Below are 25,397 nucleotides of genomic sequence, written 5' to 3' on the forward strand. Positions count from 1 at the left end.
CACCCAACGCTCAAGCCACGGCTGGCCGAAGCGTTCGACATGCCCGATACGCTCGAACTCCCCACCGGCGAGGAAGTGACGCCCGAGGACGTCTTCCTGTACAACGACTACCCCTACCGGCTGGTGTGGCTCGACGGCGATGACCACGCCTTCGAGCTCTCCCCGCTGTACTGGGGCGACAGCGGGATGGACATCCCGTTTCGCGACCGCGAAGCGCTGGTCGACCAGTGGGAGCCCGAATCGCGCGGGTTGCTCACCGAGGCGGAGTGGGGCGACTGGCTCGACGACGCCAGCGACGACCCGCGGTTCGACGACGACGAACTCGCCGCACTGGCCGCGGAGCTACCGACCGACTGGGAGCCCGAGGCGTCGAACGACGACGGCGGCGGCCTGCTCGACCGACTCGGGTTCTGACTGCAATCTATTAGGGGCCGGACGGCCCACCCCATCGTATGGAACTCCCCTTGCTCGCCGGCGGCGCCGGTCTCGTCGTCCTGTTGCTGGTCGTCGCCGTCCGCCGGCGGCGCGGCTCCGCCGACGCCAACGCCTCGAAACGCGCCCACGACGCCGCTCAGGAACGGGACCCGCCCGTCGAGATCGGCGGGACCTACGAGTTCGGCATCACGGAGTTTACCGACCACCACTCCGGCGACCGCGTCGCCGTCGGCAAGGTCGAGGGGTTCGTCCTCTTTACCGACGACGTGCCAGAGTCGTGTTCCGTCGGCGACCCAATCCGCGCGACGGTCACCTCCTTTAACCGCGGCCACACCTCCGCCGACGCATCCTACAAGGGGCGAGTCTAGTACCGCGAGAAGTTCTCGTCCGGGTAGACGTGTCCATCGGCCAGGTCCACTACCTCCAGAGTCGCCAGCCGACTGAGTCGGCTGGCCGCCTCGTCTTCCTCGACACCGAGCTCGACCGCCCGGGCCAGAACCCGCTCTCTGGTCGGCACGGACTCGATAAGCCCGTCGCCGTCGAATTCCATCTCCTCGGCGATTATCGCCTTCAGGATGGCACCGCGTTCCCGCTTCGACGGTGTCCTGTCGCTACCGGTCCACTCGACGCTCATCGTCCCGTCGTCGTTAACGTGCGAGACGACGAACCCGTTCGGCAGCGTCTCGGTCAGCGCCGCCACCAGCGCCGCCCGGTCGAGCCGGGCAGTAAAGCGGTACCGGTGCCCGTCTTTCGACTGGCCGCTCTGGACCACGTTGGCGCCCTCCCGTTCGACCGCCTCGGTTATCGCGGCTGCGAGCCGGTCACCGATTTCGTTCGCCGTCTCGTCGCGTTCCCGTGTTGCCTCCGCCACGTCACTGGCGAGGCGCTCGTAGGTCTCCATACGTTCGTGTAGCGGCTCCTCGTCCATACGCTCTCACTCGGTTCCAGCGGATTACCGTTTGGGGCAACACAGCGACCCACGGGCTGCTCGCGGATTCTTCTCGCTCGCTTCGATCGCTGTCTCCGCCTGGTAGAACCCAGAATCCTCGTCTCCCAGACAGACGCCGCTGGCTTCTCACTCCGTTCGTCGCAGGCGGCGTCAGAATGGGTTGGGCGGATTCGGACGCATTTGCTGCTCACGGATTGTTCGCAGCAAAATGGGTTGGGGCGGATTCGAACCGCCGACCCTCGCCGTGTGAAGGCGATGTCATAACCGGACTAGACCACCAACCCGACACCCGTAGCTATACGAGCGGCTACTTTAAGAATTGCGTTCCGATTACGCGTCCGGCGCCTGTTTCCCGCGATACGTCCCGATCCGCTCACGGGCTTGCCCGATTGCGGTTTCGGCTTCACCCTCCGCTTTCTCTTGGAGGGCTTTCAGGTCGGCTTTCACGGCGTCCAGTCGACTCGGTTCCGGTTCTTCCTCGGCGCCGGTGAACTCCCTGAGCCGTGCCTCGACCGGCTCCAGTTCGGCTCTGATACCCACACCTGCCGTCTCGCCGGCGCGTTTGAGGTAGTATCGGGCGTCTTCGAAGTGTCTGTTCATATCTGTCCTTTCGCAGGGGACAGATATAGCCTTTGTGGCGAGACCTGCTACCAGCCCGCAGGGCGGTCACAGAAGTAACGCGACACGGTAGCGCCCTTGCACACATAGCGTTCTCCCGACGGCATCCACATGGGCCGTAACCGCAATGCGAACTACAGCCATTCGTGTGGTGTACGGGCAGCGCCGCGTGTGACCGCCGGGTAAACGGCTTACGTGACCGTCACCGGTGTACGAACTGTTTTCACCGACCGCCCGATAGCACGGCGTATGTTCACACGGATATCGGTTCCGACGCCGTTCCAGATTGGGGCGGTCAACGCCTACCTCGCGGGCCGGACCATCGTCGACCCAGGGCCGGACAGCGAGGAGGCGTGGTCGCGGCTACTGGAGGCCCTGGAGGCTCGCGACCTCGCACCGGGCGACATCTCGCAGGTGGTCGTCACCCATCCCCACCCGGACCACTTCGGGCTGGCACATCGGTTTCGGGATGCGGGCGCACGAGTGCTGGCCAGTTCGGCGGGCGCCGCCATCATGCGCGATTTCGGTGCCCGCCTGCGCTACGAGCAGGCCTACTTCACGGACTTTTTCGAACGGTGTGGTATCTCCAAAGAGACCGCGGAGGCAGTCACACAGCTCCCCGAAGCGTTTCTGCCCTACGCACAGAGCGTCGAGACCGACCGACGACTCGATACGGGCGACACCATCACGGTCGACGACGAACCGCTGACCGTCGACAGCGTCGCCGGCCACGCCGTCGGTGAGTGTATCTTCTCTTATGACCACGAGGGGCGACGAGAGGCCCTCGTCGGCGATACGGTCCTGGGCGATATCACGCCCAACCCCTTCCTTCAGCCCCCGCCCGAGGACGGGGGCGAACGCCCCCGCGTCCTGCCGGCGTTCAACGAGTCGCTGCAGTGGCTCCGCGAGCAGGGCCACGACCGTTTCCTGACGGGCCACCGAGAGCCGGTCGAGTCGCCACGGGAACGCATCGACGCCACACTGGAGGCTCACGACCAGCGAAGCGACGAGGTGGCCGACATCGTGAGCGAGGGCACGACGACACCGGTCGACGTCATGACGGCGCTCTTTGGCGACCTCCCCGCCACGGAGTACTTCGCGGGGATGAGCGAGGCCGTCGGACACCTAGACGTACTCGAAGCGCGCGGCCGGGTCGAAAAACGCGAGAGCGGCGGCGTGTTCGTCTACGAGCTACAGTAGCTCGACGGCGCGGAAGGCGATCTCCGAGATGTAGCCGAACCCGGGAATCAGGAGCACCGTGATGACCGCCGCGGCGACGATGGCGGTGTACAGCCCAGTCGGGTAGGACTCGATAGAGCGCTCGCCCGTGGGCTCTTCGATCCACATCGCCTTGACGACCCGGGAGTAGTAGAACAGCGACAGCGCGCTGTTGATGACCAGCGCGGCCGCAAGCGACCACGCACTGACGTTCAGCGTCGCCTGGAACAGGTAGAACTTCGAGAAGAACCCGCCGCCGATTGGCAGGCCGGCCAGGCTAAAGAGGAAGACAGTCATCGCCGCACAGGCGACCGGTGCTTCCTTGCCAAGGCCGTTGTAGTCCTCGAAGCGTCGACCCACGCCCCAGTACTCCGCCAGGGCGATAAAGAGGAACGCGCCGGTGTTCATGAAGCCATAGACCATGAGGTGGGCCATCCCGGCGCTCATCGAGAGCGCCATGCCGTCACCGGTTGCGGTGAGGGCGGCCAGCCCGATGAGGACGTAGCCGGCGTGGCCGACACTGGAGTAGGCAAGCATCCGCTTGACCGTCTCCTGGGTCGCCGCGGCGAAGTTCCCGACGAACATCGTCGCGATGGCGAGCACCTGGAAGACGACGAACCAGTCGACTGCGCCGCCGGTCTCGACCAGCGCACCGATGGGGAAGGCCACGGCGAAGACGCGGAAGGCAAGCACGAACCCGGCGGCCTTCGAAGCCGAGGAGAGGAACGCCGAGATGGGTGCGGGCGCGCCCTCGTAGGCTTCGGGCGCCCAGAACTGGAACGGGACGGCGGCCATCTTGAACGCGAGGCCGCCGATAATCATCACGATACCGACCCCAAGGATGGACATGGGCACCGAAGCGCCACTCGCCCCGGCCTCGACGCTCCCGTCGACGACGGTCTGGATGGTCCCGGACTCGATTGCCGTCGCAACGGCGTCAAAGCGCATGACGCCGGTCGCAGCGTACACAAGCGAGATGCCGTAGGCGAACACCGCCGAGGAGACCGCCCCTATCAGGAAGTATTTCAGGCCCGCCTCGACGCTCCCTCGGTTCTTTTTCAAGAAGGCCACGAGGGTGTAGGAAGGCAGGGAGACGAGCTCGAAGGCGACAAAGGCCGTCGCCAGGCTGTTGGCGGTCGAGAGCAGGCTCATCCCAGTCGCCGACAGCAGGACCAGGGAGTAAAACTCCGCCTGGTAGGCGTGTTCGCGCACGTAGTCCATACTGGCAAGCGTCACCAGCGCGGTGACACTCGCGACGATGATCATGAAGAACAGCGCCATCTGGTCGACGACCAGCTGGCCGCCAAAGAGGACGGCCGCGCCGGTCCCGCCCTGTCCGGTCGGGATACCGACACCGTCGTAGATCAGGTACACTGCCGCGGCCAGCGAGCCGAGCGAGCCGGCGACGGCGATACCGCCCAGCACCGTCGTGTTCGTCGTATCGGGGTCGACGCTGTCTGCGAGCAACAGCACGAGCGCGGCGGCGCCGAACGCGAGTGCGGGCGCGGTGGCCAGCCACGTCGGGTCGACCATCTATGCACCACCTCCAGTGAGCGGGGCGATAGCGTGTTGTATCATGTCCAGCGAGAGGTCGGGAGCGACACCCAGCGCGATGACGAGCAAGAGCAAGACCGCAAGCGGCGCCACGTCGTGGAACGCCGCGCGACCGACCTCGTAGTCGGTCTCCAGCTTGAAGCCGCCAAAGAGGGTCCGCTGCATCGCCCACAGCAGGTAGCCGGCGACGATGACGATGCCGAACATCGCCAGCGAGGTCAGTACCGGGGCGCTCGCGCCCAGCGTCGCGGCGTCGAACGCGCCCTGGAAGATGAAGAACTCGGCGGCGAAGCCGGCCATCAGCGGCAGCCCCATGTAGCCGAACGCGGCGGCGACGAAGATGCCGACCGTCCAGGGCATCCGGTCTGCGAGCCCGGACATGTCGCCGACCATGCGCGTGTGAGTCGTGTTGTAGATGACGCCGACGGTCATGAACATCAGCCCGGAGATGAGGCCGTGGGCGACCATCTGGAAGGTCGCACCGCCCATCCCGAGCGGGGTGAAAGCCACCAGCCCCAGGATGACATAGCCCATCGACGAGATCGAGGAGTACGCGACGATACGTTTGAGGTCACGCTGAGCCAGTGCCAGCATCGCGCCGTAGATGACCGAGACGACGCCGACGATGGCAAGCGGGACGGCGAGCTGTCGAGCGGTGGCCTCCAGCATCGTGAAGTTGAACCGAAGCAGCGCGTAGGTCCCCATTTTCAGGAGGACGCCGGCAAGCATCACCGACACCGGCGTCGGCGCCTCGACGTGGGCGTCAGGCAGCCACGTGTGCAGCGGGAAGACGGGCACCTTCACCGCGAAGCCGACGAACATCAGGACGAACGATATCGTCGCCAGACTGTAGCCGGCGATGGTCGGCAGCCCGGTCGCCGCCCGGAACGTCGTCGCCATCGCGGGCAGGGACAGCGTCGTCAGGTCCGTCGCGAACACGAGGGCAAAGAGCCCCGCGAACATCACCAGCGAGGCGACGTTCGTGTAGACGAAGAACTTGATCGCGGCGTACTTCCGGCGCGGGCCGCCCCAGACGCCGATGAGGAAGTACATCGGGATGAGCACGCCCTCCCAAAAGACGAACCAGAGGAAGAAATCCAGCGCCGTGAAGACGCCGATGAGGCTCACTTCCATCAGTAACATCAGCCCGTAGAACTGGGACTGGCGCTCGTCGATGGGCGTCCACGCCGAGACGATGGCCAGCGTGGTCAGGATGGTCGTCAGCGCCAGCAGCGGCATGCTGATGCCGTCGAGCCCGACGTAGTACTGGACGGTGTACTCGCCCAGGTTGAGCCACGGGACCTGCGTCCCGAAGGCGACCTCACCGGGCGAGAGCAGGGCGTTCCCGGCGCCGTTGTAGTCGGTCAGGAACACGTAGTACATGTAGGTCGTCAGCGCGACCGGGATGACGCTGATGCCGGCCGCGAGCTTCCCGGCGTAGCGGTCCGGCGCCAGCATGACGATGCCGGCACCGAGCAGCGTCACCAGCAGGAGGGTCTCGACCAGCATTCAGAACCACCCCCCGGCGACGCCGAAGACGACGAGCAAGAGCACGAGCCCCAGCGTCAGCAGCGTCGCGTAGTTGCTGACGACGCCCGACTGGATGCGCCGAATCCGGCTCCCGCCGAAGAGGCTCACGCTGGAGACGCCGTTGACGACGCCGTCGACGACGCCCTGGTCGAACTTGTCCATCGCGCGGGCGACCGGGTACGTGAGTCCGGTCGCGAGCCACACCTGATACTCGTCCTGATAGTAGTTGTGCATGAGTATGGTCTTTGCACCACCCAGCTTGTCCGTGTGTTCGACCGGCTCGGGCCCGCTGTACAGCGAGCGGGCGACGAGCAGGCCGGCCAGTGCCAGCGCGAGCGAGAGGGCCGCCGAGGCCAGCAGCGTCCCGATGGCACCGAGCGGCTCGCCCGCCGAGACGCCGGCCACGTCGTGGAGCAGCTCCTCGTAGCGGACCAGCCCGGTCCCGAGCTGGGCGGGCCAGCCGCCGCTGTCGGGGCCGTGGAGCCACGCGTGCAGGAAGTCGATGTGGGCGCCGGTGAGCTCGGCGACCGGTTTCATGTTGATGAGCCCGACCGTCGCCGCGAGCACGCCGAGGACCGAGAGCGGTCCCTTGACGTTCCAGCCCACCTCGTGTGGGTCACGGGCGATGTCGGTCCGCGGTTCGCCGTGGAAGGTGAGATACACCATGCGGAAGGTGTAGAAGCCGGTCATGAAGACGGCAAGCAGCCCCATCGCGTACGCGAGGAGGTAGACCGGCCCGAGCCCGCCCGAGCTGCCCAGGCCGTGGATTAGCGCCTCGTAGAGCACCTCGTCTTTGGACCAGAAGCCCGCGAAGGGGACGATGCCGGCCAGTGCCAGCGACCCCGAGAGGAACGTCCAGTAGGTCACCGGCATCCGGTCTTTCAGGCCGCCCATGTCCCACATGTTCTCGTTGTGGTGCATGGCGATGATGACCGACCCCGCGCCCAGGAACAGGAGCGCCTTGAACACGGCGTGGGTCGTCAGGTGGAAGACGGCGGCGACGTAGCCGCCCGACCCCAGCGCGAGCATCATGTAGCCGTACTGGGAGATGGTGGAGTACGCGAGCACCTGTTTTATCTCCTGTTTGACGACGCCCATCGTCGCCGCAAAGAGGGCGGTGAAGCCGCCGACCAGGGCGATGACCGCGAGCGCCGTCGGGGAGATGGCGTAGAAGCCGTACATCCGCGCGACCAGATAGACACCGGCCGCGACCATCGTCGCGGCGTGGATGAGCGCCGAGACCGGCGTCGGGCCCTCCATCGCGTCGGGGAGCCACGTGTGCAGCGGGAACTGCGCGGACTTCCCGATGACCCCGCCCAGCACGAGCAGTCCCAGCACCGTGAACCAGGCCTGGGGACCCATGCCAACGGTGTCGAGCATGGCGATGTGTTCGGTCGCGCCGTTGACTACCGCCTCCTCGGCCAGCGCCGGGAAGCTCTCGGCGACGACTTCCCCGCCCTCGCGGATGGGCGCGAACAGACCCGTCCCGAACGTCGCGATGATACCCACGACGCCGATGAGGAAGAAGTAGTCACCGAAGCGGGTGACCAGGAACGCCTTCTTCGCGGCGCTTGGCGGGCCGTCCTCGCGGAACCAGAACCCGATCAGCAGGTAGGAACACAGCCCCACCAGCTCGAAGAACATGAAGGCCATCAGCAGGTTGTTGGCCACGACGAAGCCGAGCATACTCGCCGTGAAGAGACCGAGGCCGGCGTAGTAACGCGGCAGACCGGTCTCGCCCTCATCGTTCATATAGCCCAGCGAGAAGACGTGGACCAGGAAAGCGATGAGGGTGACGATGAGCAGCATGAGCGCCGACAGCGGGTCGAGCAACAGGCCAAAGCGCAGCGAGATAGAGCCCACGCCGGCGACCCACGTGTAGATGAACTCGTTGTAGGCCGTCGTCGACCCGACGAACCCGGCCACGTCGAGCGCGACCCAGATGGAAAGCGCGAGCGAGAGCCCGGTCGCCCCGATACCGGCGAGGGCGCCGCCTTTCGGCATCCGGTCGCCCAGGAACAGGGCGACCAGGAACGATACGAACGGGAGCAGGACAATCGCCGGAGCGTATGTGAATGCAGCCATCGGTTACCACCTCATCGTCGTCGCTTTGGTCACGTCCACGTCACTGAAGTTGCGGTACAGGACGAGGATGATGCCGATACCGACGGCGACCTCGGCGGCCGCGATGGCCATCCCGAACAGGGCAAAGACCTGTCCGGTGAGGTTGCCGTGCTGGAGCGAGAACGCGACGAAGTTGATGTTCGCCGCGTTCAACATTAGCTCGATCGACATCAGGAAGATGAGCGCGTTGCGCCGCGTCAACACGCCGAAGAGGCCGATACAGAATATCGCGGCCGAGAGCAGCAGGTAGTACTGGGCCGGAACCGCCATCAGTTCTCACCCCCGTCGGCCGACGAGGCGCCGCCGTCGGTCTGTGGGCCACCGTCGGCCGCGACGGCGTCCTCGGGGGCGTCCGTCCCGGAGCCCAGACCGACGTTTTCGCCGTCCTCCTCGCGCTTTGCGAGCATCACCGCACCGTCCAGTGCGGCGTCCAGGAGGACGCCGATCAGGAGAAACGCGACGAGGAAGCCCTCAGCCGGGACGGCCGCCTCCCCCTCGCCCATCAGCTGTCCGGGTGCGATGTCGAACATCGCCGCACCCAGGCTCTTCGTTATCGCCGCGCCGTCGGGAAACCCCGTCGGGACGGGGAAAGAGGCGGTCAGGAACACGCCGCCGAGGACGACGAACAGCCCGACGGCGGCGAGTCCGGCCACCAGGCTCCCCTCGGTGTTGAGACGCGGTCGGTTCGTCATGGCGTCACCTCGACGACGGACTCGTCCTCACGGGTCAGCATCACGGCGAACGTGATGAGGATGAGGACGCCGCCCACGTACACGAGGATTTGCATCGTTGCGACGAACGCCGCTTGGTTCAACACGTAGAACACGGCGACGCTGACCAACGAGACGCCCAGTAACAGCGCCGAGTGCCAGACGTCCCGGACTAACACGACGCCGGCCGCACTGCCCACCGTCACCAGAGCGAACAGCGCGAACGCGATTGACTCGTACAGTGCCATCTTACTTGGAGAGTCTTGGCGGCGGCCCTTTGAAGATTCCTCTTTCGTCTCGCGCGAGCGAGCGCGTGAAACCGCACCGTTTGCCGGAAACGTGGCTATCGATGGGTGATAATTACTTCACAGACAGTAACTGCAGTCCCGTGTCGTCGCGCGTACGTCTGGCAGTCGGAGAATCGTTTCTCCGGAACGGAACGCCCACTGACGGGCAGTCGACGTACGCCGGCCGAAAGACGTGACCGAAAAACCGATTCCGCGTTACTGATAGTCGACTTCGCCGTCGCCCTCGCCGATCCAGGCACCTCGGTCCGGCTCTCGGGACTCCAGCGGGTCGATGTCTTTGTACCACGGCACGTTCTTGAGTTGCTCTTTATCGTAGGCGAACTCGTCTTTCGTGTCCGCGGTGAACTCGAAGTTCTGGGTCAGCAGGATGGCGTCGACGGGACAGACTTCCTCACAGAGCCGGCAGTAGATACACTGCCCGATGTGGAGGTTGTACTGCTCGCCGTTGCGCTGGTCGTCCTGGACGATCTGGATGGTGTTGTTCGGACAGACGTTCTCACACTGCCGACACCAGATACACCGCTCCTGGCTGAACTTGTGGACGCCGCGGAAGCGGGGGCTCACCTCGGGGGCGACTTCGGGATACTCCACCGTGAACGTCTCCCCATCGAGGGCGTGTTTCATCGTCGTCGCCATGGATTTCATGATGCCAATCATTGGTAACTGCCTCCAGCGGTAGCGGGTACGGGAGTCATCAGACGACCACCCCGACGATGGCCGCGGTCAACAGCAGGTTCGCGAGCGAGAGCACGAGCATCCCTTTCCAGCCGATTTCGATGAGCTGGTCGATACGCACACGCGGGATGGCCGAGCGGGCCCACTGGGTGAAAAAGAAGACGGCCCAGATCTTGATCAGGAACCAGACGATGCCCGGCAGCACCGGTCCGGCCGGCCCGCCCAAGAAGATGGTGGCGATGATGGCGCCACCGAGGAAGATGTGGATGAACTCGCCCAGGTAGATGAGCACGAAGTACACCGAGGAGTACTCGGTCTGGTAGCCCGCGACGATTTCGGTCGGCGCCTCCGGGATGTCGAAGGGGTTGCGACCGACCTCCGCCAGGTTCGCTATCATGAACAGGACGAAGGCGAAGGGGTTGACGAAGGCGTACCACGACGGAATCGGGCCGATGAGCGTCGCGCTCTGGGCCGCGACGATCTCGCTCATCTGGAGTGAGCCGGCAAAGATGACGACGGAGGCCCCCGTCAGAATCAGGGGGATCTCGTAGGCCAGGTTCTGTGCGACGGCGCGCAGCCCGCCGAGGAACGAGTACTTGTTGTTCGAGGCGTAGCCGGCCATCACGAGGCCAATAGAGGCCATCGAGGCCGTCGCGAACACGTAGGCGAGCCCGACTTCGGGGTCGGCCAAATGGAGCCCGTTGCCCATCGGGATGACGGCGAAACCGAGCAGCGCCGAGCTAGCGATGAGCAGCGGCGCGAGGTCCCAGGCCGGGCGGTCGACGCCCTCGGGAACGATGAGCTCCTTCGAGAGGAGCCGGACCGCGTCGACAACGATCGTACCCAGGCCGAACGGGCCGATGCGGTTGACGGCGATCCGGTCGGTGAACGCGGCGGTGATCTTCCGCTTTGCCCACGGGCCGGCAAGCGCCGTGTTCGTCATCATTATCGTCCCGATCAGGGCCCCGCCGATCAGGCTCATCACGATCATCACCGGCGTGCTGTTCGGGTCGAGGCCAGCGAGATCGGCGAGCGTCTCCGGCAGCGGAGCGGACTGCATTACCGGTCCACCTCCCCCAGCACGATGTCGAGGCTACCGAGCGAGGCGATCATGTCGGGGATGTACTCGCCCTGGGACATCTCCGGCAGCGTCTGCAGGTTCGAGAAACACGGGCTGCGGATCTTGAACCGGGCGGGTTTGTCCGTCCCGTCCGAGCGGATGTAGATGCCGAGTTCGCCTTTGGCACCCTCGACGGAGCGGTAGATCTCCTTGTCGGGCTCGGGGCGGAGCGTCCGCGGGACGTTGGCCTGAATCTCGCGGTCGTCTTCGGGCCACTGCTCCAGCAGGTCGACACACTGCTCGATGATACGGGCGGACTCCTCGACCTCGCGAAGGCGCACGAGGACGCGGCTGAAGTTGTCACAGCCGTCCTCGGTGACGACGTTCCAGTCGAGTTCGTCGTAGTAGCCGTAGGGGTCGTCTCGCCGGATGTCGTAGTCGACGCCCGAACCGCGCGCCACGGGACCGGTAGCGCCGTACTGTTTGACCTGCTCGGGCGAGAGGACGCCGGTATCAACACACCGCATCTGGAATATCTCGTTGCCGGTGACGAGGTCGTGTACCTCTTCGAGCTTGTGCGGGAGGTCATCGAGGAAGTCACGGATCTTCTCGAAGTACTCCTCGCGGGGCTCGGGGAGGTCCCACGCGACTCCGCCAAGGCGCAGATAGTTGAACATCAGGCGCTGGCCGGTCAGGTCCTCCAGCAGGTTCTGGACGATCTCGCGGTCGCGGATACCGTACTGGAAGGTAGCGGTGAAGTCACCGAACACGTCCAGGGCGAACGTCGACAGCGCGAGCATGTGCGAGGCGATCCGGCACATCTCCGCCGACATCGTCCGGATGACCTGTGCGTACTCGGGCACCTCGATGTCTGCGAGGTCCTCCGCGGCGCGCGCGTACGCCCACTCGTTGAGAATCCCGGCCGAGATGTAGTCCCAGCGGTCCGGGTAGGGCATTATCTGGTGGCGGTAGGTGCCCTGCTGGCACATCTGCTCCTCACAGCGGTGGAGGTAGCCGATGTCGGGTTCGAGGTCGACGATCTCCTCGCCGTCCAGCACCGTCTCGACGTGGAGCACGCCGTGGGTGGCCGGATGGTGGGGCCCGATGTTGACGAACATCGTGTCCGGGTCGTCCTCGCTTCGCTTGTCGTCCTCAAGCGGGTTCGCGTGTTCGCTCAGCGAGACGATCTGTGGCTGGTCCTGGTTGTAGTCCTGGCTCAGCGGGTGGCCCTGCCAGGTCTCGGGCAGGAGGATGCGACGCAGGTCCGGGTGGTCGTCGTAGTCGATGCCGACCAGGTCATAGGCCTCCCGCTCGTGCCAGTCGGCGGTGTCGTAGACGCGAGCGCCCGACTCGTTGTGCGGATCGTCCTTCGGCGAGGGGACGATGACCGACAGCTCCTGTGTCGGGTCGTTGTACTTCCGAAGGTGGTAGATCGATTCGTACCGGTCGTCGTACTCCTGTGCGGTGACACAGGCGCAGTGGTCGAAGCCGGCCTCCTCTTTCAGCGTCGAGAGGACTTCTTGCACCTCGTCGGGACGGATGACGAACCCCTCGGCGTTGACGTGCTGTTCGCGCTCCAGCACGTGCCCGCCGAGCAGCTCCGCGAGCGCGTCATAGTCTAGTCCGTCCTCGGTGACGCCGATTTCGGTCGGTGTGGAGGGTTTCTCTAAACTCATGGCGAATCGTCCCAGTTGTACCGCATCACGAGGTCGTCTTCGTCTATCTCGTCGGCGAGATGCTGGACGAGTTCGTCCCGCTCTAGGTCGCCGAACTGTTCGAGCTCGTAGGGCTTGACCGTCACCGGCGACGACTCGCCGTTGGCGATTCGCTCCTGGAGCTTGGCGACGCCGTAGATGAGAGCCTCCGGGCGCGGCGGACAACCCGGCACGTGGATGTCGACCGGAATGACCTCTTCGGCGCCCTTGATGACGTTGTACCCCTCCTGGAACGGCCCCCCGGAGATAGTACACGACCCCATCGAGACCACGAACTTGGGCTCGGGCATCTGGTCGTAGACACGCTTCATCCGCGGGGCGAACTTCGAGACGATAGTCCCCGGGACGATGATCACGTCCGCCTGGCGCGGGGAGGCGCGCGGGACCCCCGCGTGGAAGCGGTCCAGGTCGTGTTTGATCGCGTAGGTGTGGATCATCTCGATGCTACAGCAGGCGATACCGAACTGCAGCATGAACATCGAGGAGCCCCGGACCCAGTTCATGAACTTGTCGAACTTTGTGAGGATGAACGGCGTCGAACCGAACGCCTCACGCAGCTTCGAGTTGAACCGGTCGTCTGCACCCTCGCCCATCCGGGCCTCTTGGGTCGATACGTCCTGCACTGCCGGTGGTGTCTGGTCACTACTCATACGTGTCTGCCCCCTTTGTGGCGCGCGGACTGCGCACCCACTTGACCGCGCCGTTGCGCCATGCCCAGCCGAGTCCGACGGCGAGGATACCGATGAACCCGACCATCGGCAGGAGTATCTTCGGCATCCCGACCGCGCCGACGGCGTCGCGGTAGATGACCGTCCACGGGAAGATGAGGACGGTCTCGATGTCGAAGACGACAAACAGCAGCGCGACCATGTAGTACTGGATATTGAACTTGATCTTCTGGCTGCTGCCAGTCGGGACCTCACCGGACTCGTAGGTGGCGGTTTTGCCTTGCTCGGGTACGCTCGGTCGCAGCAGGCTCGAGACGACCATCATTGCGATGGGTATCGCGAGAGCGACGACGGCGAGCGCACCGATGGCAATCCATGGATTACTCATTCCGGAATCTCCTATCGTGCGACGGTTAGGAGTACTCGCATATAAGGGTTGATAACCACCACGGCGCCGGAATTCGGGCGTCTGGGGAGCGTTCCGTCAGCGATGCGACAGCCGGATATCGGGACCGCAGTGGTGAGGCGGTACCGTTATTCGTCGTCGTCGTCCCAGTACCGGTCTTTGAAGCCCGGCGTCCCGAGTTCGTGGAGGTCCCGGGAGACCTCGCCGACTCCCGCCTGTAGCCCCTCGTGGTAGTCGACGAGGCGGTCCCGGAGTTCGTCGTGTTCCCGGGAAAGAATCTGGGCGGCAGTCAGCGCCGCGTTGAACGACTTCCCGGCGTCGACGGCGGTGATGGGCGCGCCCTGTGGCATCCCGATGACGCTGTCGACGGACTTCTCCTGGACCGGGACGCCGATGACCGGCAGCGGGTAGGCGATGCTCGCAGTCATGTTGGGGAGGTCGGCCGACTTCCCGCCCGCGCCGGCGATGATGACGTCGACACCGCGCGCTTCGGCCGTCTCCGCGTAGGCGTACATCAGGTCCGGCGTCCGGTGGGCCGAACAGACGAACGTCTCGAAGGTAAATCGGGCGTCGGGCGCGTCGGTGTAGTCGGTCTGTTCGACGAACCCGAGTTCCGTCGCCAGCGCCTCGTATGCGCCCGGGCGTTTCCCGTTCCCGCCCGCCATCGTCGGCAGGTCCGAGTCCGACCCCATGACGATGCCCACCTCGGGCGTCTCGTCGTCCGGGAGGTCCATCTCGGCTTCCTCGTGGAGCTGGTCGATTATCGACTGGACGCTGTCCGCTGTCATGGCCGAGTGTCCGACCTGCGGGGGTGTAAGTGTAGGCGGTTCGGCCCCGTCAGGGCTCACTCAGCACCGCTTCGAGCGCGTCGTAACACGCCGTCGCGTCGGCCGGGAAACACCGTATCGGGCGCGTCTCGCCGGCGACGCTGATTCTGAGTGCTCCGCGCTTGCGGTAGGTGAAGGCGGTACTGGCGAGCCCGGCGACGACGAAGCCGGCCGCGAGGGGGAGACTGCGGCCGATGGAGGCGAGGCCGAACCCGACGAGGCCGAGGCTCATCACGACCAGAAACCAGTCGATGTCCTGCAGCGTCACGTCGACGATGCCCGTCACGGGGACCGTCACCGACTCGTCGTCGGGGCGGTCGACCAGCACCCGGTCGTCGGTGACGGTGATCCGGCCACCGCGTCGCAACGCGCCGTCGTACACTGTCTCGCGGTCGTCCGGCATCCGTCAGTCGTCGCCGGAGGTCGGCGGTCGGTCCCCGCCGCGACCGCGCAGGCGGTCAAAGGAGGAGACGAACTCGTCGTCGTCCTCGGTCAGCGCCGCCCACGCGCTGAGGCCGCGTTCCTCGCGGGTGCCGGGGATGGTGTTGTCGAGGACGAAGGCCACGATACCCCCGACGACCATCCCGGTACCGCCGACGACGAACAGGGTCGTCGCCACGACGTCGGTGCCGAGCACGACACCCAGAACCGGCACACCGGCGAGGCCCTGCTGGAGCGCCGCCGAGCCGCTTGCCTCAAGCCCCTGTCCGACCTGGCTCATGTACTCGGGGACGGCGAGGCCGGCAAACAGCGCGAAGCCGACGATGAAGACGTTGCGGTTGGCGTCGAGGTCGACGTACTTCAGCTGCGAGAGGCCGACGGCGGCTATCTGTCCGAACATGACCATGTAGAGACCGCCGATGATGGGCGCGGGGATGGTCGCAAACAGCTCCCCCATCGGGCCGAAGTAGCCGACGAGAATCATCACCGCGGCCCCGATCTGGACGACATAGCGGGAGGCGACGCCCGTGATGGCGATGGCGCCGACGTTCTCGGTGTAGGAGGTACAGCCGTTACCGGTGCCCATGATGCCGGCGAAGACGTTGCCGACTCCTTCCATCCCGATGCCGTGGTCGATGCGCTTCGCGCTCGGGGCGCCCTTCCCGGCGATGCGGGCGACGGAGTGGTAGTCCCCGAAGCTCTCGACGACCGAGGCGAGCATCCCCGCCATCATGCCGACGATGAACCCGGGCGTGAACTGCGGCAGGCCCCACTGGAACGGGTAAATGGGCTGGACCAAGGGCGCGCTCGTGACGCTCCCGAGGGCGACGTAGCTCACCGACCCCTCGGCGAAGACGCCCGTCACGGAGAGGACTGCGGCGACACCCCACGCGAACGAGATGCCCAGCAGGACCGGGAACAGTTTGAACGCCCGGTGGCGCCGGTCGAGATACTGCGAGAAGACGACGATCGAGAGCATCGTCAGGCCGAGCAGCCACCAGTTCTGCCCGGTCCCGGGCGCCTCGAAGTTCGGGTTCGCGATCTGGGGGACGTTGAACAGCGCGAGCCCGATAAGCGCGATGACGGGCGCGATGACGACCGGGCCCATGTACCGCTTGAGCTTCCCCATCACGCCGGTGTAGCCGATGGCCAGCTCGACGATACCGGCGACGATGACCGCCCCCTGTAACTCGACGAGCATCGTCTGCCAGTCGGCCCCTTGCTGAGCCAGCACCCCGATGATGGCCAGTCCCGGAGCGAGCATCGAGAACGTCCCGCCCTGGACGATGGGGTAGCGGTTCCCGATAGTCGTCTGGGCCAGCGTCGCGATGCCCGAGACGACGAAGAACGTGCCGATGAGGCGCCCGACCTGTCCCGGCGCCGCCTCGAACATCCCCATCGCGCCCGCAAGCCCCAGCGGAATCGCGACGGAGGCGCCGATCATCGTCAGATAGTGTTGCACGCCGAGCAGAATCGATTCGCCTCTCGGCGGTCTGTCCTCGATGCCGTACTCCACGAACCCGGCGGCTGAGGGGTCGCCCGGGCCATCCGACCCTTCCGGCGTGAAATCGCTCTCCGCGTTCTCGAAGTCGTCCGAATCGTCGGGACTCATTCCTAACTACGATGGGGGTAGCCACGACGCCACAAATCACTTGCCTGTTGGCGCGACATTCGCCAGTTCTTCACCGGTACGACAGTTCACTTGACAGACGTTTTCGTCGGTCCGGATAGCGGCCCCGGAGCGTGGAGGGACGAGGAGTGCCACGCACCGACGACAGCGTCCCGGGTTCGAGCGGAACGGCGAGACTCGGCCGGAAGCTGGCCGGCGCCGGAGCCCGTCACGCGTCCGGAGCGACGAGGACACCGGACCGGAAAGGAAAACGCTCTTAGCCCGGACACACACACCTGCGTACATGAGCAACGGGGACGACGAGCCGGCGGACGACACCGCCGACGAGGAAACAAGCGACGTGCCTGACACGACGGTCACCGCCGAGGACCTACAGGACCGCCTCGACGAGGCCGAAGCGGAACTGGAGGCAGCCGAGACGGAGGCTGCCCTCGACGGCGTCGAAGAGCGCCTCGACAGCGTCGAGAGCGACCTGGAAGCGCTCCCGGAGCCCGACGAAGACGACGAAGAGGCGGAGGACCCCGCCGAGGCAATCGAGTCCCGGCTCTCCGACCTCCGGGACGACCTCGAAGCACAGCGGGGGCCCTACGCCGAGGACGTCGTCGGGGTTCTCGAAGACGCACGGACGACGCTGACCGACAGCGAGTGGACTGACGACGGCGAGGAAGACGCCCTCGCCGCCGTCGAAACGTTCCTCGCGGAGGTCGCCGACTATCTCGACCGCGACGTCGACGTCGGGGACGACCTGAGTGTGGCCGCCGACGCGGTCGGCTCGGTGGCCGGTGCCGTCTCCGAGGCCGGTCTCGACGCCGACGCGGACGAAGACACTATCGCGGACCTGCTTTCGGCCGCCGAGACGCTGGAATCGGACCTCGAATCGGCGGAGGTCTGGAGCGACCTCACCGTCCAGGAACAACTCGACGCGAAGGGGTTCTACGACATCCTGACAAACGAGAACCGCAAGGACTTCCCGCCGGAGTGGAACGCGGCGAAGCTCCACGCCAAAGCGGGGAACCTCGACCTCGTCCTCTACGCGTTCGACAAGCTGGGCTCCGATTTCATGGAGGAGTACTTCCTCGACATCTTCTATCACCTCGGCAGCGACGCGGAGCCGGCCTTCGAGAAGATGCACGAGCTCGCCCAGAAACGCAACAAGGGCCCGATCAAGGTGCTCGGGAAGATCGGCGACGACCGCGCCTGCGAGACTCTCCACGAGTTCATCGAGGGCGATGGCGACCCCGCGCTCCAGAAGGTAACGCTGCGCGCGCTGGGCGCCATCGGGAGCCCCGAATCCGTCCAGCCCGTCGCGAACCGGCTGGCCGCCGACAGCGACGAGGTCCGCTCGGTCGCGGCCCGGACGCTGGGGCTGCTCGGTGACACCCGCGCCGTCGAGCCGCTCGCGGACATACTGGAGACCGACGACAGCGACGAGGTCCGGGCCTCCGCCGCCTGGGCGCTGCGCCAGATAGGGACCGAGAACGCGCTGGCCGAGGCCGCGAAGTACACCGACGACCGCGCGTATCTCGTCCAGTCCGAAGCCGAGAAGGCCGCCGGCGCGTAGCGAACTCTTTTGTACGAAGGCGGGGCCAGCCCCGCCGATGCGATTCCGGCGTCTGCTCGTCGTCTCGCTCGTACTCTGTACCACCGTCACCGCCGGGTTCGCCGGCCAGCTACCGGCGGCCGACGCCGCGCCGGAGTCGGTGGACCGGCCACGCGACCGGCCGGCCATCCACGCCATCTACCCGGACCCGGTCCGGGGCGGCGACCGCGGCGAGTTCGTCGTGCTCGCGCTGCCAAACGGGACCGCGCTGGGCCACTACGCCGTCACCGACGGCGACACGACGGCCGCCCTGCCGAACCGGACGGCGGGCGGTCGGGTCGCCGTGACCGACGCCCCCGAGAGCGTCAGGAATCTCACCGACTACCCGGTCGTCGGGCTGGACAGCGCCCCGGCGCTGGCCAACGGGGGCGACAGCGTCCGGCTCAAGCGAAACGGCAGTACCGTGGCACGCGTCCGCTACAGCGACACCGAAGAGGGTGAACTGGGCGTTATCGCGGGGTCGACGATTCGCTGGCACCCGCTCGGCGCGACCGACCGACCCGTCGTCACCGGCGGCCCCGGCGAGGCCCGGGCTTTCACTCTCCCCGACGCCCCGGGCGCGCCGCTCGCGCCGATACGGAACGCAACGTCCCGGGTGTATCTGGCCGGCTACACGCTCTCCTCGGCCCGCGTCGCCGACGCGCTGGTCGCCGCCCAGCGACGCGGGGCCGAGGTGCGCGTCCTGCTGGAGGGCGAGCCCGTCGGCGGACGGACCCGCACTGAGGCGACGACTCTCGACCGCCTACGCGAGGCGGGTATCGAGGTCCGCGTCGTCGCCGGCCCCCGGGCGCGGTACCGCTATCACCACGCGAAGTACGCCGTCGCGGACGACCGAGCGGTGGTCATGACCGAGAACTGGAAGCCGGCGGGGACGGGCGGACAGAGCAGCCGCGGGTGGGGTGTCGCGACGAGCCAGTCCCGGGTCGTCTCGGGACTGACCGAAACCTTCCGCGCGGACGCCGGCTGGCGCGACGCGGTGGCGTGGGGCGACTTCCGCGAGGGCCGGTCGTTCCAGCGCGGCGAGGCGGCCAACACCAGCTATCCCTCGACGTTCGACGCGACGACCGTCCCGGTCAAGCGGACCGAACTGCTGGTGACACCCGACAACGCCCAGCCCGCGCTCGTCACCGAACTCGACGCCGCGAACGACTCTATCGACGTGGTGCAGCCGACCGTCGGCGGCTGGGACGAGCCGCTTGTGCGGGCGCTCCGGCGGGCCGCGAAACGCGGCGTCGAGGTCCGTCTCCTCCTGAGTTCGGCGTGGTACGCCCGCGAGGAGAACCGAGGGAAAGTCAAGCGGTTCAACGCGTGGGCCGACCGGACCGGCTCGCCCCTGACGGCGAAACTGGCCGACCCCGGCGACCGCTACGGGAAGATACACGCCAAGGGGGCCATACTCGACGGCGACCGGGTGATAGTCGGGAGCCTCAACTGGAACGAACAGGCCGCCACGACCAACCGGGAGGTAGTACTCCTCCTGTACGGTACGGCGGTCGCGGACTACTTCGGGCGGGTGTTCGAACGCGACTGGAACGGCGGGCGGCCGTCGGTGCCGCTTGGCATCGCCGTCGCCGTCCTCGGCGCGCTGGCGGTCGCTGCGCTTGCCGCTCGGCGCGTCCGCTTTGCGTCGTAGCGACCGAGAAAAAGTCCGGGCTATCAGACGTCGTCGGGCAGGGCCGACGAACTCGCCAGTTCCTCGTCGAGTTCCGCCTCGGCCATCTTCTCGACCAGGGCGTCGACGACCTCGCTGCGCATCCCCTTGACGAACTTGATAGAGCCGACGACGAGGTGGCCACCGCCCGAGATGCCGCCACCGTCGACCTCCTCGGTCAGTTCGGTGACATAGCGGGGGATGTCAAGCCGGACGCCGTCCGACCGGAGGACGGCGAAGTCGGGGCCGTAGCCGATAGTGATGACGGGGTCGCCGGTCTCGGCGACCTTCGCGTCGTGAATCTCGCCGGTCGTCTTCCCCGGCGCGGGGTAGGTAAAGCGGTAGGCGTGGTTCTCGACGTCGATGGTGTAGAGGTGTGCGCCGTTGTTCAGGCGCTCGTGGTCAACGTGTTCCATCGCGGCGTCGAGTTGCTGGTCTACGTCGCGCTGGGCTTTCTCGGCCAGCTGGTCGACGAGCTCGCCGTGACGGGCGCGGTCGTCGCAGTCGACGTTGAGCACGTCGGTGATGAGCTGCTCGCCGGCGCTGTAGCGCAGCCAGTGGGTCGCGTAGTCGAGCGCTTCGCCGATATCGCGCAGGTCACGCTCGTCGTAGCCCTGCTGTTTGGCCAGCGCGAGGTAGTCGGGCATCGCCTCGCCCTCCGAGCGGTCCGAGAGGCCGGCGACGGCAGGCACGTGCTGGAGCTCCTCGGTGAGGTCGGGGGCGATCATCCGCGCCAGCTCGACACACATCATCCCGGTGGTGATGCGGTAGTCCTCGTCGTGGAGGTACGGGTTGACGTGTTCGGCGATGAGCGGCTCGACGGCCTCCGGGTCAGGGTGGTGGTGGTCGACGACGACTACGGGGATGTCGTAGTGCCGGAGGTTCCGATACGCAGGGGTGTCTTCCTCGGTGGAGCCGTTGTCAAGCATCAGGACCAAAGGGAGCTTCTGGCCGTGCCGGGTCCGGTCTTCCAGCGCGAAGTTGAGGTCCCGGGTCACGTCCTCCATCTCGTAGTACGGCGCCTTGCTCGGCAGCCGCTTGAGGAGGTGCTGGGGTGCGTCGCCGTCCTCGTAGTGGTCCGCGATGAACCGTTCGAGCGCCACCTGCAGGGGGACACTCGCACAGAGCCCGTCGCCGTCGGCGTGGTGGCGCATCCGGATGGGGCGTCCCTCCAGGACCGTCTTCCGGAGCTCGGTGGCAACCTGTCGGAGGTCATCCCACAGCTTCTCGAAGGCGGGCCACTCGACGAGCGGGTCGATATCGGCGGGTTCGGCGGCCGCTTCGAGGGCCGCGTCGAGGGACGCTTCGACGTCGGCTGCCTCGTCGCCGTCGAGACGCGCCAGCGCGTCGACTTCCACCTGCACGCCGCCGTCGCGCTCCTCCGCGCGACCCGAGACGCGGACGATATCGTCGATTTCGACGTCCGAATGGGCCCGGACGCCGGCCTCCTCGAAGGCCGCACAGGGGACGACGCCGGTGCCGTCGCGGACCTGGAATATCGTGGGTCCGCCGGTCTGTTTTATCTGGACGACCTGGCCCTCGACGACGACGGTGTCGCCGGTGGCGTCGGCGAGTTCGTCGACGGTGGCGGCGGTCCCGTGGGGGACGTGTTCGGTGTCGTAACCGCTCACCTGAATCTCCTCGAAGCTCATGTCGCCGTCCGAGCGGACCTCGCCCAGTTCGACGACGAGCGTGTCGCCTTCCTCGTAGTTCCCCAGCAGGTTCGAGTCGTGGACCAGCCCGGAGACAGCATCGGAGAGGTCGACGAAGACCCCGTAGTCGACGACGCCGTTGACCGTGGCTCGGTAGCGCGAACCCACGTCGACGTCGTCAGCGGTACAGCCGGCGGCGAGATCGTAGACGATGGCTCCCCCCTCGGGAGCCTCGGCACCGTCGTCGGTGCCAGTTGGCGAAGACATTTGGCGTCACTTCGACACTCGTCGGTTTGTACTCTTCGAAATCGCTGGCTAGATGAATATGTATACAGCACCGCATCGATGAACGCTACCGATTCCAACCGCCAGAAAGCCCCGAACCGTTCGGCTCGGGGGGCTCGCTGCGCGCCTCGCCTCCCGCCAGTCGGCTGCGGTGCTTAGGTCGCCCACCGTCGCCGAACGGTTCGCCCCTTTTTGGCGGTCAGAGTGCAGAGAGAGACTCTTCTCACCATGTTAACCAACCAGTCCTAGAGCGGAACCCTTAGAACCGGTCCGGACCCAGCATACGCCATGGGGCTGTTTCGCTCGGGCGAGATTCTTGGCATCGCCGAGTCGGCACTGGACTTCGCGCGGGCCGCGTCCGAGGACACGCATCCGAACGAGTACATGGGACTGCTGCGGGGCGATAAGGCCCGCAAGGTCGGGTTGGACCGGGACGGCACCGTCCTGACGGACGTGCTGGTCATTCCGGGAACCGAATCCAACCCCGTGAGCGCGACGGTCAAGACGAGCATGGTACCGAACGACATGCGCGCGGCGGGGTCGATTCACTCACATCCAAACGGGGTCTTACAGCCAAGCGACGCCGACCTGGCCACGTTTGGCCGCGGGGACATCCACATCATCGTGGGCTACCCGTACGGGCCCGGCGACTGGCAGGCCTTCGACAACGACGGCGAGCCGGTCGAGTTGCCCGTCCTCGACATCGACCCGCCCGAGGAGGCGTTCTTCGACTTCGACCAGCACGACATCGACCGGGAGCTCCGGGAGGAGGAGTTCGACTCGTGACACGCGTCGTCGCGCAGGGCACCTTCGACCTGTTGCACCCGGGACACGTCCACTATCTGCGGGACGCCGCCGAGATGGGCGAGGAGCTACACGTCATCATCGCCCGCTCGGAGAACGTCACGCACAAGGAGCCGCCCGTAATCGCCGACGAGCAGCGCCGGGAGATGGTGGCGGCGCTGAAACCCGTCGACGAGGCCCACCTGGGCCACCCCGAGGACATCTTCGTCCCGATAGAGCGCATCGACCCGGACGTCATCGCGCTGGGGTACGACCAGCACCACGACGAGGAGCGACTGCAGGCGGCGCTGGGAGAGCGTGGCATCGACTGCGAGATCCGGCGAGCGAGTCCGCTGGACCGCGACGACCCAGACCGACTGCTCTCGACGGGCCGCATCATCGACCGGATTCTGTCCGAGCGGAGCGAGTAGCGGTCTGTCTGTCGGTAGAACGGGTATCCGTCGGCGTCTGTCCCCCGACCGTGAGTACCGCCGTCGAAACGGTGGTCTCGTTCGAGGCGCGCGCTCTGGCTTCGACCGGCAGCGAGTATTCGCCGGACTCGGCGTTATCCGGAATCGAGACGATAAACGAGCCGTCCACCGACCCGACCGACGGGTCCCAGACGAGTTCGGGCGGGTACTGCTCCCGGATAGATGTCGGCTGGGGGCTGAAGTCCCCCCGCGTGACCTGCCAGTTGTCCGGGAGCGACTCGATCCGGTACGTGACGACACCGACCCCGCGAGCGTCGACCTCGACGGCGACTGCCTGTCCCGGCACGCCCTCGGCGCCGGTGGTCGTCAGTCCCAGAGCGCGCTCGGTCGCTTCCCCGGAGCTGGCACAGCCGGCAACTGCAAGCGCCGAGCCGGCGACGACGGAAAGCACCGCACGTCTGCTTGGCATACCGACCGCTCCGGCCCCAGCGGCAAAAACAGTTAGTGTTCCTAGATAAGGTCGTGTTCGGCCAGCCGGTCGACCGCTTCTTCGAGCCGCTCTTTGCTGTTCGCATAGGAGATCCGAGCGTAGCCCGGCGTACCGAAGGCGCTGCCCGGCACCGTCGCGACCTGGGCCTCCGAGATGGCCTCGTTACACCACTCGGTGTCGTCTCCCGGTTCCACCGGGAGACTGTCCGAGTCGCTCCGCGACTCGCTGTCCCCCTCGGGCGCGATTTCGGGCATCATGTAGAACGCGCCCTGGGGCTCGGGGACGTGGACCCCGTGGTCCTCGAAGAGCCCCATGAGGAACTCCCGGCGCTCGGCGAAGGCCTGGCGCATCTCCTCGACGGCCTCGTCGGTGTTGGTGATGGCCTCGACGCCGGCGTGCTGGACGAAGTTCACCGCACAGGAGACCGAGTGCGAGTGGACCTTCCCGGCCTGGGAGACCAGCTCTTCGGGGCCGGCGAAGTAGCCCAGCCGCCAGCCGGTCATCGAGTAGGCCTTCGAGAAGCCGTTCAGCGTCACGGTCCGGTCTTCCATCCCCTCCAGCGTTCCGAGCGAGATGGCCTCGGCGCCGTCGTAGGTGATCTCCTTGTAGATCTCGTCGGAGATGACGGTGATGTCGTGCTCGACGGCGAGGTCCCGGACCCCTTCGAGGGCGTCCCGGGAGTAGACCGCACCGTGGGGATTGCCCGGGGAGTTGACGACGAGCAGTTCGGTGTCGTCCGAAACGGCCTCCGTGAGGTCGTCCAGCGCGCCCTCAAGCTGGAAGTCGTGGGCGGCGGTGTCGACCCGGGTGAGCGAACCGCCGGCCAGTTTCACCATCGCCTCGTAGGAGACCCACGCCGGGTCAAGCAGGGCGACCTCGTCACCGTCGTCGATGACGGTCTGGAAGATCTCGTAGAGGGCCTGTTTGCCGCCGGGCGTGACGATGACGTTGTCGGCCTCGTACTGGGTGAGCCCGTCGTCGTGGAGCTTCTCGGCGATAGCCTCCTTGAGTTCCGGGATGCCGTTCGAGGAGGTGTAGCCGGTGTGACCGGCATCGAGGGCGTCTTTGGCGGCGTCCTTGATGTTCTCGGGCGTGTCGAAGTCGGGTTCGCCCACCGACAGGTCGACGACGTCCTTGCCCTCGGCCTCCAGTTTGGCGGCCTTGTTGCTTATCGCGAGTGTCGCACTCGGCTCTACACGTTCGACCCGTGAAGCGAAGTCCATAGTCATAGTTTTGCGAGTTCGATGGCGCTCGTGACGGCCGAGCCGCCCTTGTCCGTGCGCGCCTCGGCTTCGTCTTTGCTCATGCCCGGCCCGATGATGCCCAGCGTGACGGGGGTGTCCCGTTCGAGGGACACGTCAGTCAGCCCCTGTGCGGCGGCGTCGGTGATGACCTTGTCGTGGTCCGTATCGCCCTCGATGACGACGCCGAGCACCGCAACGGCGTCGATGTCGTCCAGCCGTGCCAGCCGGTCCGCGGCGAGCGGCGTGTCGTAGGCGCCGGGGACCGAGAGCGTCTCGGCGATGGTCGCGCCCGCCTCGGCAGCGGCCGCGCGCGCAGACTCCTGCATCGAATCGATGACATCCCCGTGTTTGTCGTACTGAGCCACGACCAGTCCGAGCTGCACCATATCGGGT

27 protein-coding genes and 1 tRNA gene are annotated in these 25,397 nt (G+C 66.3%); 7 read left to right on the forward strand and 21 right to left on the reverse strand.

What is annotated here, in order from left to right:
* Positions 1–39 precede the first annotated feature (39 nt).
* On the forward strand, positions 40–414 hold the full coding sequence (locus VJ162_RS04605; RefSeq protein ID WP_324662712.1) for a hypothetical protein: 375 nt from the start codon (positions 40–42) through the stop codon (positions 412–414).
* A 38-nt stretch (positions 415–452) separates the two neighbouring features.
* Positions 453–803 (forward strand): TRAM domain-containing protein, encoded by a 351-nt coding sequence (locus tag VJ162_RS04610; RefSeq protein ID WP_324662713.1) that lies wholly within the window; start codon positions 453–455, stop codon positions 801–803.
* Here VJ162_RS04610 and VJ162_RS04615 read toward each other — a convergent pair.
* The 3 genes from VJ162_RS04615 to VJ162_RS04625 form a co-directional block, all read right to left on the reverse strand.
* Positions 800–1,363: a hypothetical protein gene (locus tag VJ162_RS04615; protein ID WP_324662715.1), complete on the reverse strand. Its 564-nt coding sequence runs from the start codon at positions 1,361–1,363 to the stop codon at positions 800–802. The genes VJ162_RS04610 and VJ162_RS04615 overlap by 4 nt on opposite strands.
* Positions 1,364–1,593: 230 nt before the next feature.
* Positions 1,594–1,668, reverse strand: a tRNA-Val gene (locus VJ162_RS04620).
* Positions 1,669–1,714: 46 nt separating this feature from the next.
* Complete coding sequence (locus VJ162_RS04625) at positions 1,715–1,984, reverse strand: DUF7553 family protein (RefSeq protein ID WP_324662717.1); 270 nt, start codon at positions 1,982–1,984, stop codon at positions 1,715–1,717.
* A gap of 267 nt (positions 1,985–2,251) precedes the next feature.
* Here VJ162_RS04625 and VJ162_RS04630 point away from each other — a divergent pair, with 267 nt between their 5' ends.
* On the forward strand, positions 2,252–3,202 hold the full coding sequence (locus VJ162_RS04630) for an MBL fold metallo-hydrolase (RefSeq protein ID WP_324662718.1): 951 nt from the start codon (positions 2,252–2,254) through the stop codon (positions 3,200–3,202).
* Here the strand turns inward: VJ162_RS04630 and VJ162_RS04635 are convergent.
* The 14 genes from VJ162_RS04635 to VJ162_RS04700 form a co-directional block, all read right to left on the reverse strand.
* Positions 3,194–4,753 carry an NADH-quinone oxidoreductase subunit N gene (locus VJ162_RS04635; protein WP_324662719.1) on the reverse strand — a complete coding sequence of 520 codons (1,560 nt, stop codon included), beginning with the start codon at positions 4,751–4,753 and terminating at the stop codon, positions 3,194–3,196. The genes VJ162_RS04630 and VJ162_RS04635 overlap by 9 nt on opposite strands.
* On the reverse strand, positions 4,754–6,283 hold the full coding sequence (locus VJ162_RS04640) for a complex I subunit 4 family protein (RefSeq protein ID WP_324662720.1): 1,530 nt from the start codon (positions 6,281–6,283) through the stop codon (positions 4,754–4,756). It abuts the gene before it with no gap.
* Positions 6,284–8,389, reverse strand: a complete 2,106-nt coding sequence (gene nuoL / locus VJ162_RS04645; RefSeq protein ID WP_324662721.1) for an NADH-quinone oxidoreductase subunit L — start codon at positions 8,387–8,389, stop codon at positions 6,284–6,286. It lies immediately after the preceding gene.
* A 3-nt stretch (positions 8,390–8,392) separates the two neighbouring features.
* Positions 8,393–8,698 carry an NADH-quinone oxidoreductase subunit NuoK gene (gene nuoK / locus VJ162_RS04650; protein WP_324662722.1) on the reverse strand — a complete coding sequence of 102 codons (306 nt, stop codon included), beginning with the start codon at positions 8,696–8,698 and terminating at the stop codon, positions 8,393–8,395.
* Positions 8,698–9,120: a proton-conducting membrane transporter gene (locus VJ162_RS04655; RefSeq protein WP_324662723.1), complete on the reverse strand. Its 423-nt coding sequence runs from the start codon at positions 9,118–9,120 to the stop codon at positions 8,698–8,700. Before VJ162_RS04655 ends, nuoK begins: the two co-directional genes overlap by 1 nt.
* Positions 9,117–9,386 (reverse strand): NADH-quinone oxidoreductase subunit J, encoded by a 270-nt coding sequence (locus tag VJ162_RS04660; protein WP_262178295.1) that lies wholly within the window; start codon positions 9,384–9,386, stop codon positions 9,117–9,119. Before VJ162_RS04660 ends, VJ162_RS04655 begins: the two co-directional genes overlap by 4 nt.
* A gap of 255 nt (positions 9,387–9,641) precedes the next feature.
* A complete protein-coding gene (locus tag VJ162_RS04665; RefSeq protein WP_262178297.1) occupies positions 9,642–10,103 on the reverse strand; it encodes a NuoI/complex I 23 kDa subunit family protein in 462 nt (153 codons plus the stop codon).
* A 37-nt stretch (positions 10,104–10,140) separates the two neighbouring features.
* Positions 10,141–11,181, reverse strand: coding sequence for a complex I subunit 1/NuoH family protein (locus VJ162_RS04670; RefSeq protein ID WP_324662724.1), 1,041 nt, complete (start codon positions 11,179–11,181; stop codon positions 10,141–10,143).
* The gene (locus tag VJ162_RS04675; RefSeq protein WP_324662725.1) at positions 11,181–12,857 is read right to left on the reverse strand and encodes an NADH-quinone oxidoreductase subunit D; all 1,677 of its coding nucleotides are present in this window, start codon (positions 12,855–12,857) and stop codon (positions 11,181–11,183) included. The genes VJ162_RS04670 and VJ162_RS04675 overlap by 1 nt, the downstream gene beginning before the upstream one ends.
* Positions 12,854–13,546 carry an NADH-quinone oxidoreductase subunit B gene (locus tag VJ162_RS04680; RefSeq protein ID WP_324662726.1) on the reverse strand — a complete coding sequence of 231 codons (693 nt, stop codon included), beginning with the start codon at positions 13,544–13,546 and terminating at the stop codon, positions 12,854–12,856. The genes VJ162_RS04675 and VJ162_RS04680 overlap by 4 nt, the downstream gene beginning before the upstream one ends.
* Complete coding sequence (locus VJ162_RS04685) at positions 13,539–13,952, reverse strand: NADH-quinone oxidoreductase subunit A (RefSeq protein WP_324662727.1); 414 nt, start codon at positions 13,950–13,952, stop codon at positions 13,539–13,541. The genes VJ162_RS04680 and VJ162_RS04685 overlap by 8 nt, the downstream gene beginning before the upstream one ends.
* Positions 13,953–14,098: 146 nt before the next feature.
* Positions 14,099–14,758, reverse strand: a complete 660-nt coding sequence (locus tag VJ162_RS04690) for an AIR carboxylase family protein (RefSeq protein ID WP_324662729.1) — start codon at positions 14,756–14,758, stop codon at positions 14,099–14,101.
* A gap of 49 nt (positions 14,759–14,807) precedes the next feature.
* On the reverse strand, positions 14,808–15,200 hold the full coding sequence (locus tag VJ162_RS04695) for a hypothetical protein (RefSeq protein WP_324662730.1): 393 nt from the start codon (positions 15,198–15,200) through the stop codon (positions 14,808–14,810).
* Between the two features lie 3 nt (positions 15,201–15,203).
* Complete coding sequence (locus VJ162_RS04700; RefSeq protein ID WP_324662731.1) at positions 15,204–16,850, reverse strand: uracil-xanthine permease family protein; 1,647 nt, start codon at positions 16,848–16,850, stop codon at positions 15,204–15,206.
* Between the two features lie 301 nt (positions 16,851–17,151).
* Here VJ162_RS04700 and VJ162_RS04705 point away from each other — a divergent pair, with 301 nt between their 5' ends.
* Both VJ162_RS04705 and VJ162_RS04710 read left to right on the forward strand, forming a co-directional pair.
* The gene (locus VJ162_RS04705; protein WP_324662732.1) at positions 17,152–18,429 is read left to right on the forward strand and encodes a HEAT repeat domain-containing protein; all 1,278 of its coding nucleotides are present in this window, start codon (positions 17,152–17,154) and stop codon (positions 18,427–18,429) included.
* Between the two features lie 37 nt (positions 18,430–18,466).
* Positions 18,467–20,101, forward strand: coding sequence for a phospholipase D-like domain-containing protein (locus VJ162_RS04710; protein ID WP_324662733.1), 1,635 nt, complete (start codon positions 18,467–18,469; stop codon positions 20,099–20,101).
* 23 nt (positions 20,102–20,124) lie between these two features.
* On the opposite strand, the gene VJ162_RS04715 is transcribed toward VJ162_RS04710, so the two are convergent.
* Positions 20,125–22,038 (reverse strand): DHH family phosphoesterase, encoded by a 1,914-nt coding sequence (locus tag VJ162_RS04715; protein WP_324662734.1) that lies wholly within the window; start codon positions 22,036–22,038, stop codon positions 20,125–20,127.
* A gap of 306 nt (positions 22,039–22,344) precedes the next feature.
* Between VJ162_RS04715 and VJ162_RS04720 the strand changes: the two genes are divergently transcribed.
* Both VJ162_RS04720 and VJ162_RS04725 read left to right on the forward strand, forming a co-directional pair.
* Entirely contained in the window at positions 22,345–22,842 is a 498-nt protein-coding gene (locus VJ162_RS04720; protein ID WP_324662736.1) for a Mov34/MPN/PAD-1 family protein, read from the forward strand.
* On the forward strand, positions 22,839–23,270 hold the full coding sequence (locus VJ162_RS04725) for an adenylyltransferase/cytidyltransferase family protein (RefSeq protein ID WP_324662737.1): 432 nt from the start codon (positions 22,839–22,841) through the stop codon (positions 23,268–23,270). Before VJ162_RS04720 ends, VJ162_RS04725 begins: the two co-directional genes overlap by 4 nt.
* On the opposite strand, the gene VJ162_RS04730 is transcribed toward VJ162_RS04725, so the two are convergent.
* The 3 genes from VJ162_RS04730 to ribH are packed head-to-tail and all read right to left on the reverse strand — an operon-like array spanning position 23,236 to position 25,390.
* Positions 23,236–23,739: a hypothetical protein gene (locus tag VJ162_RS04730; protein ID WP_324662739.1), complete on the reverse strand. Its 504-nt coding sequence runs from the start codon at positions 23,737–23,739 to the stop codon at positions 23,236–23,238. The two genes, VJ162_RS04725 and VJ162_RS04730, sit on opposite strands and share 35 nt — an antisense overlap.
* Positions 23,740–23,780: 41 nt before the next feature.
* Positions 23,781–24,989 carry a pyridoxal phosphate-dependent aminotransferase gene (locus VJ162_RS04735; protein WP_324662741.1) on the reverse strand — a complete coding sequence of 403 codons (1,209 nt, stop codon included), beginning with the start codon at positions 24,987–24,989 and terminating at the stop codon, positions 23,781–23,783.
* Positions 24,986–25,390 carry a 6,7-dimethyl-8-ribityllumazine synthase gene (gene ribH / locus VJ162_RS04740; protein WP_324662742.1) on the reverse strand — a complete coding sequence of 135 codons (405 nt, stop codon included), beginning with the start codon at positions 25,388–25,390 and terminating at the stop codon, positions 24,986–24,988. The genes VJ162_RS04735 and ribH overlap by 4 nt, the downstream gene beginning before the upstream one ends.
* Positions 25,391–25,397 lie beyond the last annotated feature (7 nt).

The sequence above is a fragment of the Haloarcula sediminis genome (assembly GCF_035656455.1).
Classification (GTDB): Archaea; Halobacteriota; Halobacteria; order Halobacteriales; family Haloarculaceae; genus Haloarcula; species Haloarcula sediminis.

Bases quoted from the DNA above. Each gene is read 5' to 3' on its own strand.
- VJ162_RS04605 (WP_324662712.1), top strand. From the start codon at position 40: ATGCCCGATACGCTCGAACTCCCCACCGGCGAGGAAGTGACGCCCGAG.
- VJ162_RS04610 (WP_324662713.1), top strand. From the start codon at position 453: ATGGAACTCCCCTTGCTCGCCGGCGGCGCCGGTCTCGTCGTCCTGTTG.
- VJ162_RS04615 (WP_324662715.1), bottom strand. From the start codon at position 1,363: ATGGACGAGGAGCCGCTACACGAACGTATGGAGACCTACGAGCGCCTC.
- VJ162_RS04625 (WP_324662717.1), bottom strand. From the start codon at position 1,984: ATGAACAGACACTTCGAAGACGCCCGATACTACCTCAAACGCGCCGGC.
- VJ162_RS04630 (WP_324662718.1), top strand. From the start codon at position 2,252: ATGTTCACACGGATATCGGTTCCGACGCCGTTCCAGATTGGGGCGGTC.
- VJ162_RS04635 (WP_324662719.1), bottom strand. From the start codon at position 4,753: ATGGTCGACCCGACGTGGCTGGCCACCGCGCCCGCACTCGCGTTCGGC.
- VJ162_RS04640 (WP_324662720.1), bottom strand. From the start codon at position 6,283: ATGCTGGTCGAGACCCTCCTGCTGGTGACGCTGCTCGGTGCCGGCATC.
- nuoL (WP_324662721.1), bottom strand. From the start codon at position 8,389: ATGGCTGCATTCACATACGCTCCGGCGATTGTCCTGCTCCCGTTCGTA.
- nuoK (WP_324662722.1), bottom strand. From the start codon at position 8,698: ATGGCGGTTCCGGCCCAGTACTACCTGCTGCTCTCGGCCGCGATATTC.
- VJ162_RS04655 (WP_324662723.1), bottom strand. From the start codon at position 9,120: ATGACGAACCGACCGCGTCTCAACACCGAGGGGAGCCTGGTGGCCGGA.
- VJ162_RS04660 (WP_262178295.1), bottom strand. From the start codon at position 9,386: ATGGCACTGTACGAGTCAATCGCGTTCGCGCTGTTCGCTCTGGTGACG.
- VJ162_RS04665 (WP_262178297.1), bottom strand. From the start codon at position 10,103: ATGATTGGCATCATGAAATCCATGGCGACGACGATGAAACACGCCCTC.
- VJ162_RS04670 (WP_324662724.1), bottom strand. From the start codon at position 11,181: ATGCAGTCCGCTCCGCTGCCGGAGACGCTCGCCGATCTCGCTGGCCTC.
- VJ162_RS04675 (WP_324662725.1), bottom strand. From the start codon at position 12,857: ATGAGTTTAGAGAAACCCTCCACACCGACCGAAATCGGCGTCACCGAG.
- VJ162_RS04680 (WP_324662726.1), bottom strand. From the start codon at position 13,546: ATGAGTAGTGACCAGACACCACCGGCAGTGCAGGACGTATCGACCCAA.
- VJ162_RS04685 (WP_324662727.1), bottom strand. From the start codon at position 13,952: ATGAGTAATCCATGGATTGCCATCGGTGCGCTCGCCGTCGTCGCTCTC.
- VJ162_RS04690 (WP_324662729.1), bottom strand. From the start codon at position 14,758: ATGACAGCGGACAGCGTCCAGTCGATAATCGACCAGCTCCACGAGGAA.
- VJ162_RS04695 (WP_324662730.1), bottom strand. From the start codon at position 15,200: ATGCCGGACGACCGCGAGACAGTGTACGACGGCGCGTTGCGACGCGGT.
- VJ162_RS04700 (WP_324662731.1), bottom strand. From the start codon at position 16,850: ATGAGTCCCGACGATTCGGACGACTTCGAGAACGCGGAGAGCGATTTC.
- VJ162_RS04705 (WP_324662732.1), top strand. From the start codon at position 17,152: ATGAGCAACGGGGACGACGAGCCGGCGGACGACACCGCCGACGAGGAA.
- VJ162_RS04710 (WP_324662733.1), top strand. From the start codon at position 18,467: ATGCGATTCCGGCGTCTGCTCGTCGTCTCGCTCGTACTCTGTACCACC.
- VJ162_RS04715 (WP_324662734.1), bottom strand. From the start codon at position 22,038: ATGTCTTCGCCAACTGGCACCGACGACGGTGCCGAGGCTCCCGAGGGG.
- VJ162_RS04720 (WP_324662736.1), top strand. From the start codon at position 22,345: ATGGGGCTGTTTCGCTCGGGCGAGATTCTTGGCATCGCCGAGTCGGCA.
- VJ162_RS04730 (WP_324662739.1), bottom strand. From the start codon at position 23,739: ATGCCAAGCAGACGTGCGGTGCTTTCCGTCGTCGCCGGCTCGGCGCTT.
- VJ162_RS04735 (WP_324662741.1), bottom strand. From the start codon at position 24,989: ATGACTATGGACTTCGCTTCACGGGTCGAACGTGTAGAGCCGAGTGCG.
- ribH (WP_324662742.1), bottom strand. From the start codon at position 25,390: ATGGTGCAGCTCGGACTGGTCGTGGCTCAGTACGACAAACACGGGGAT.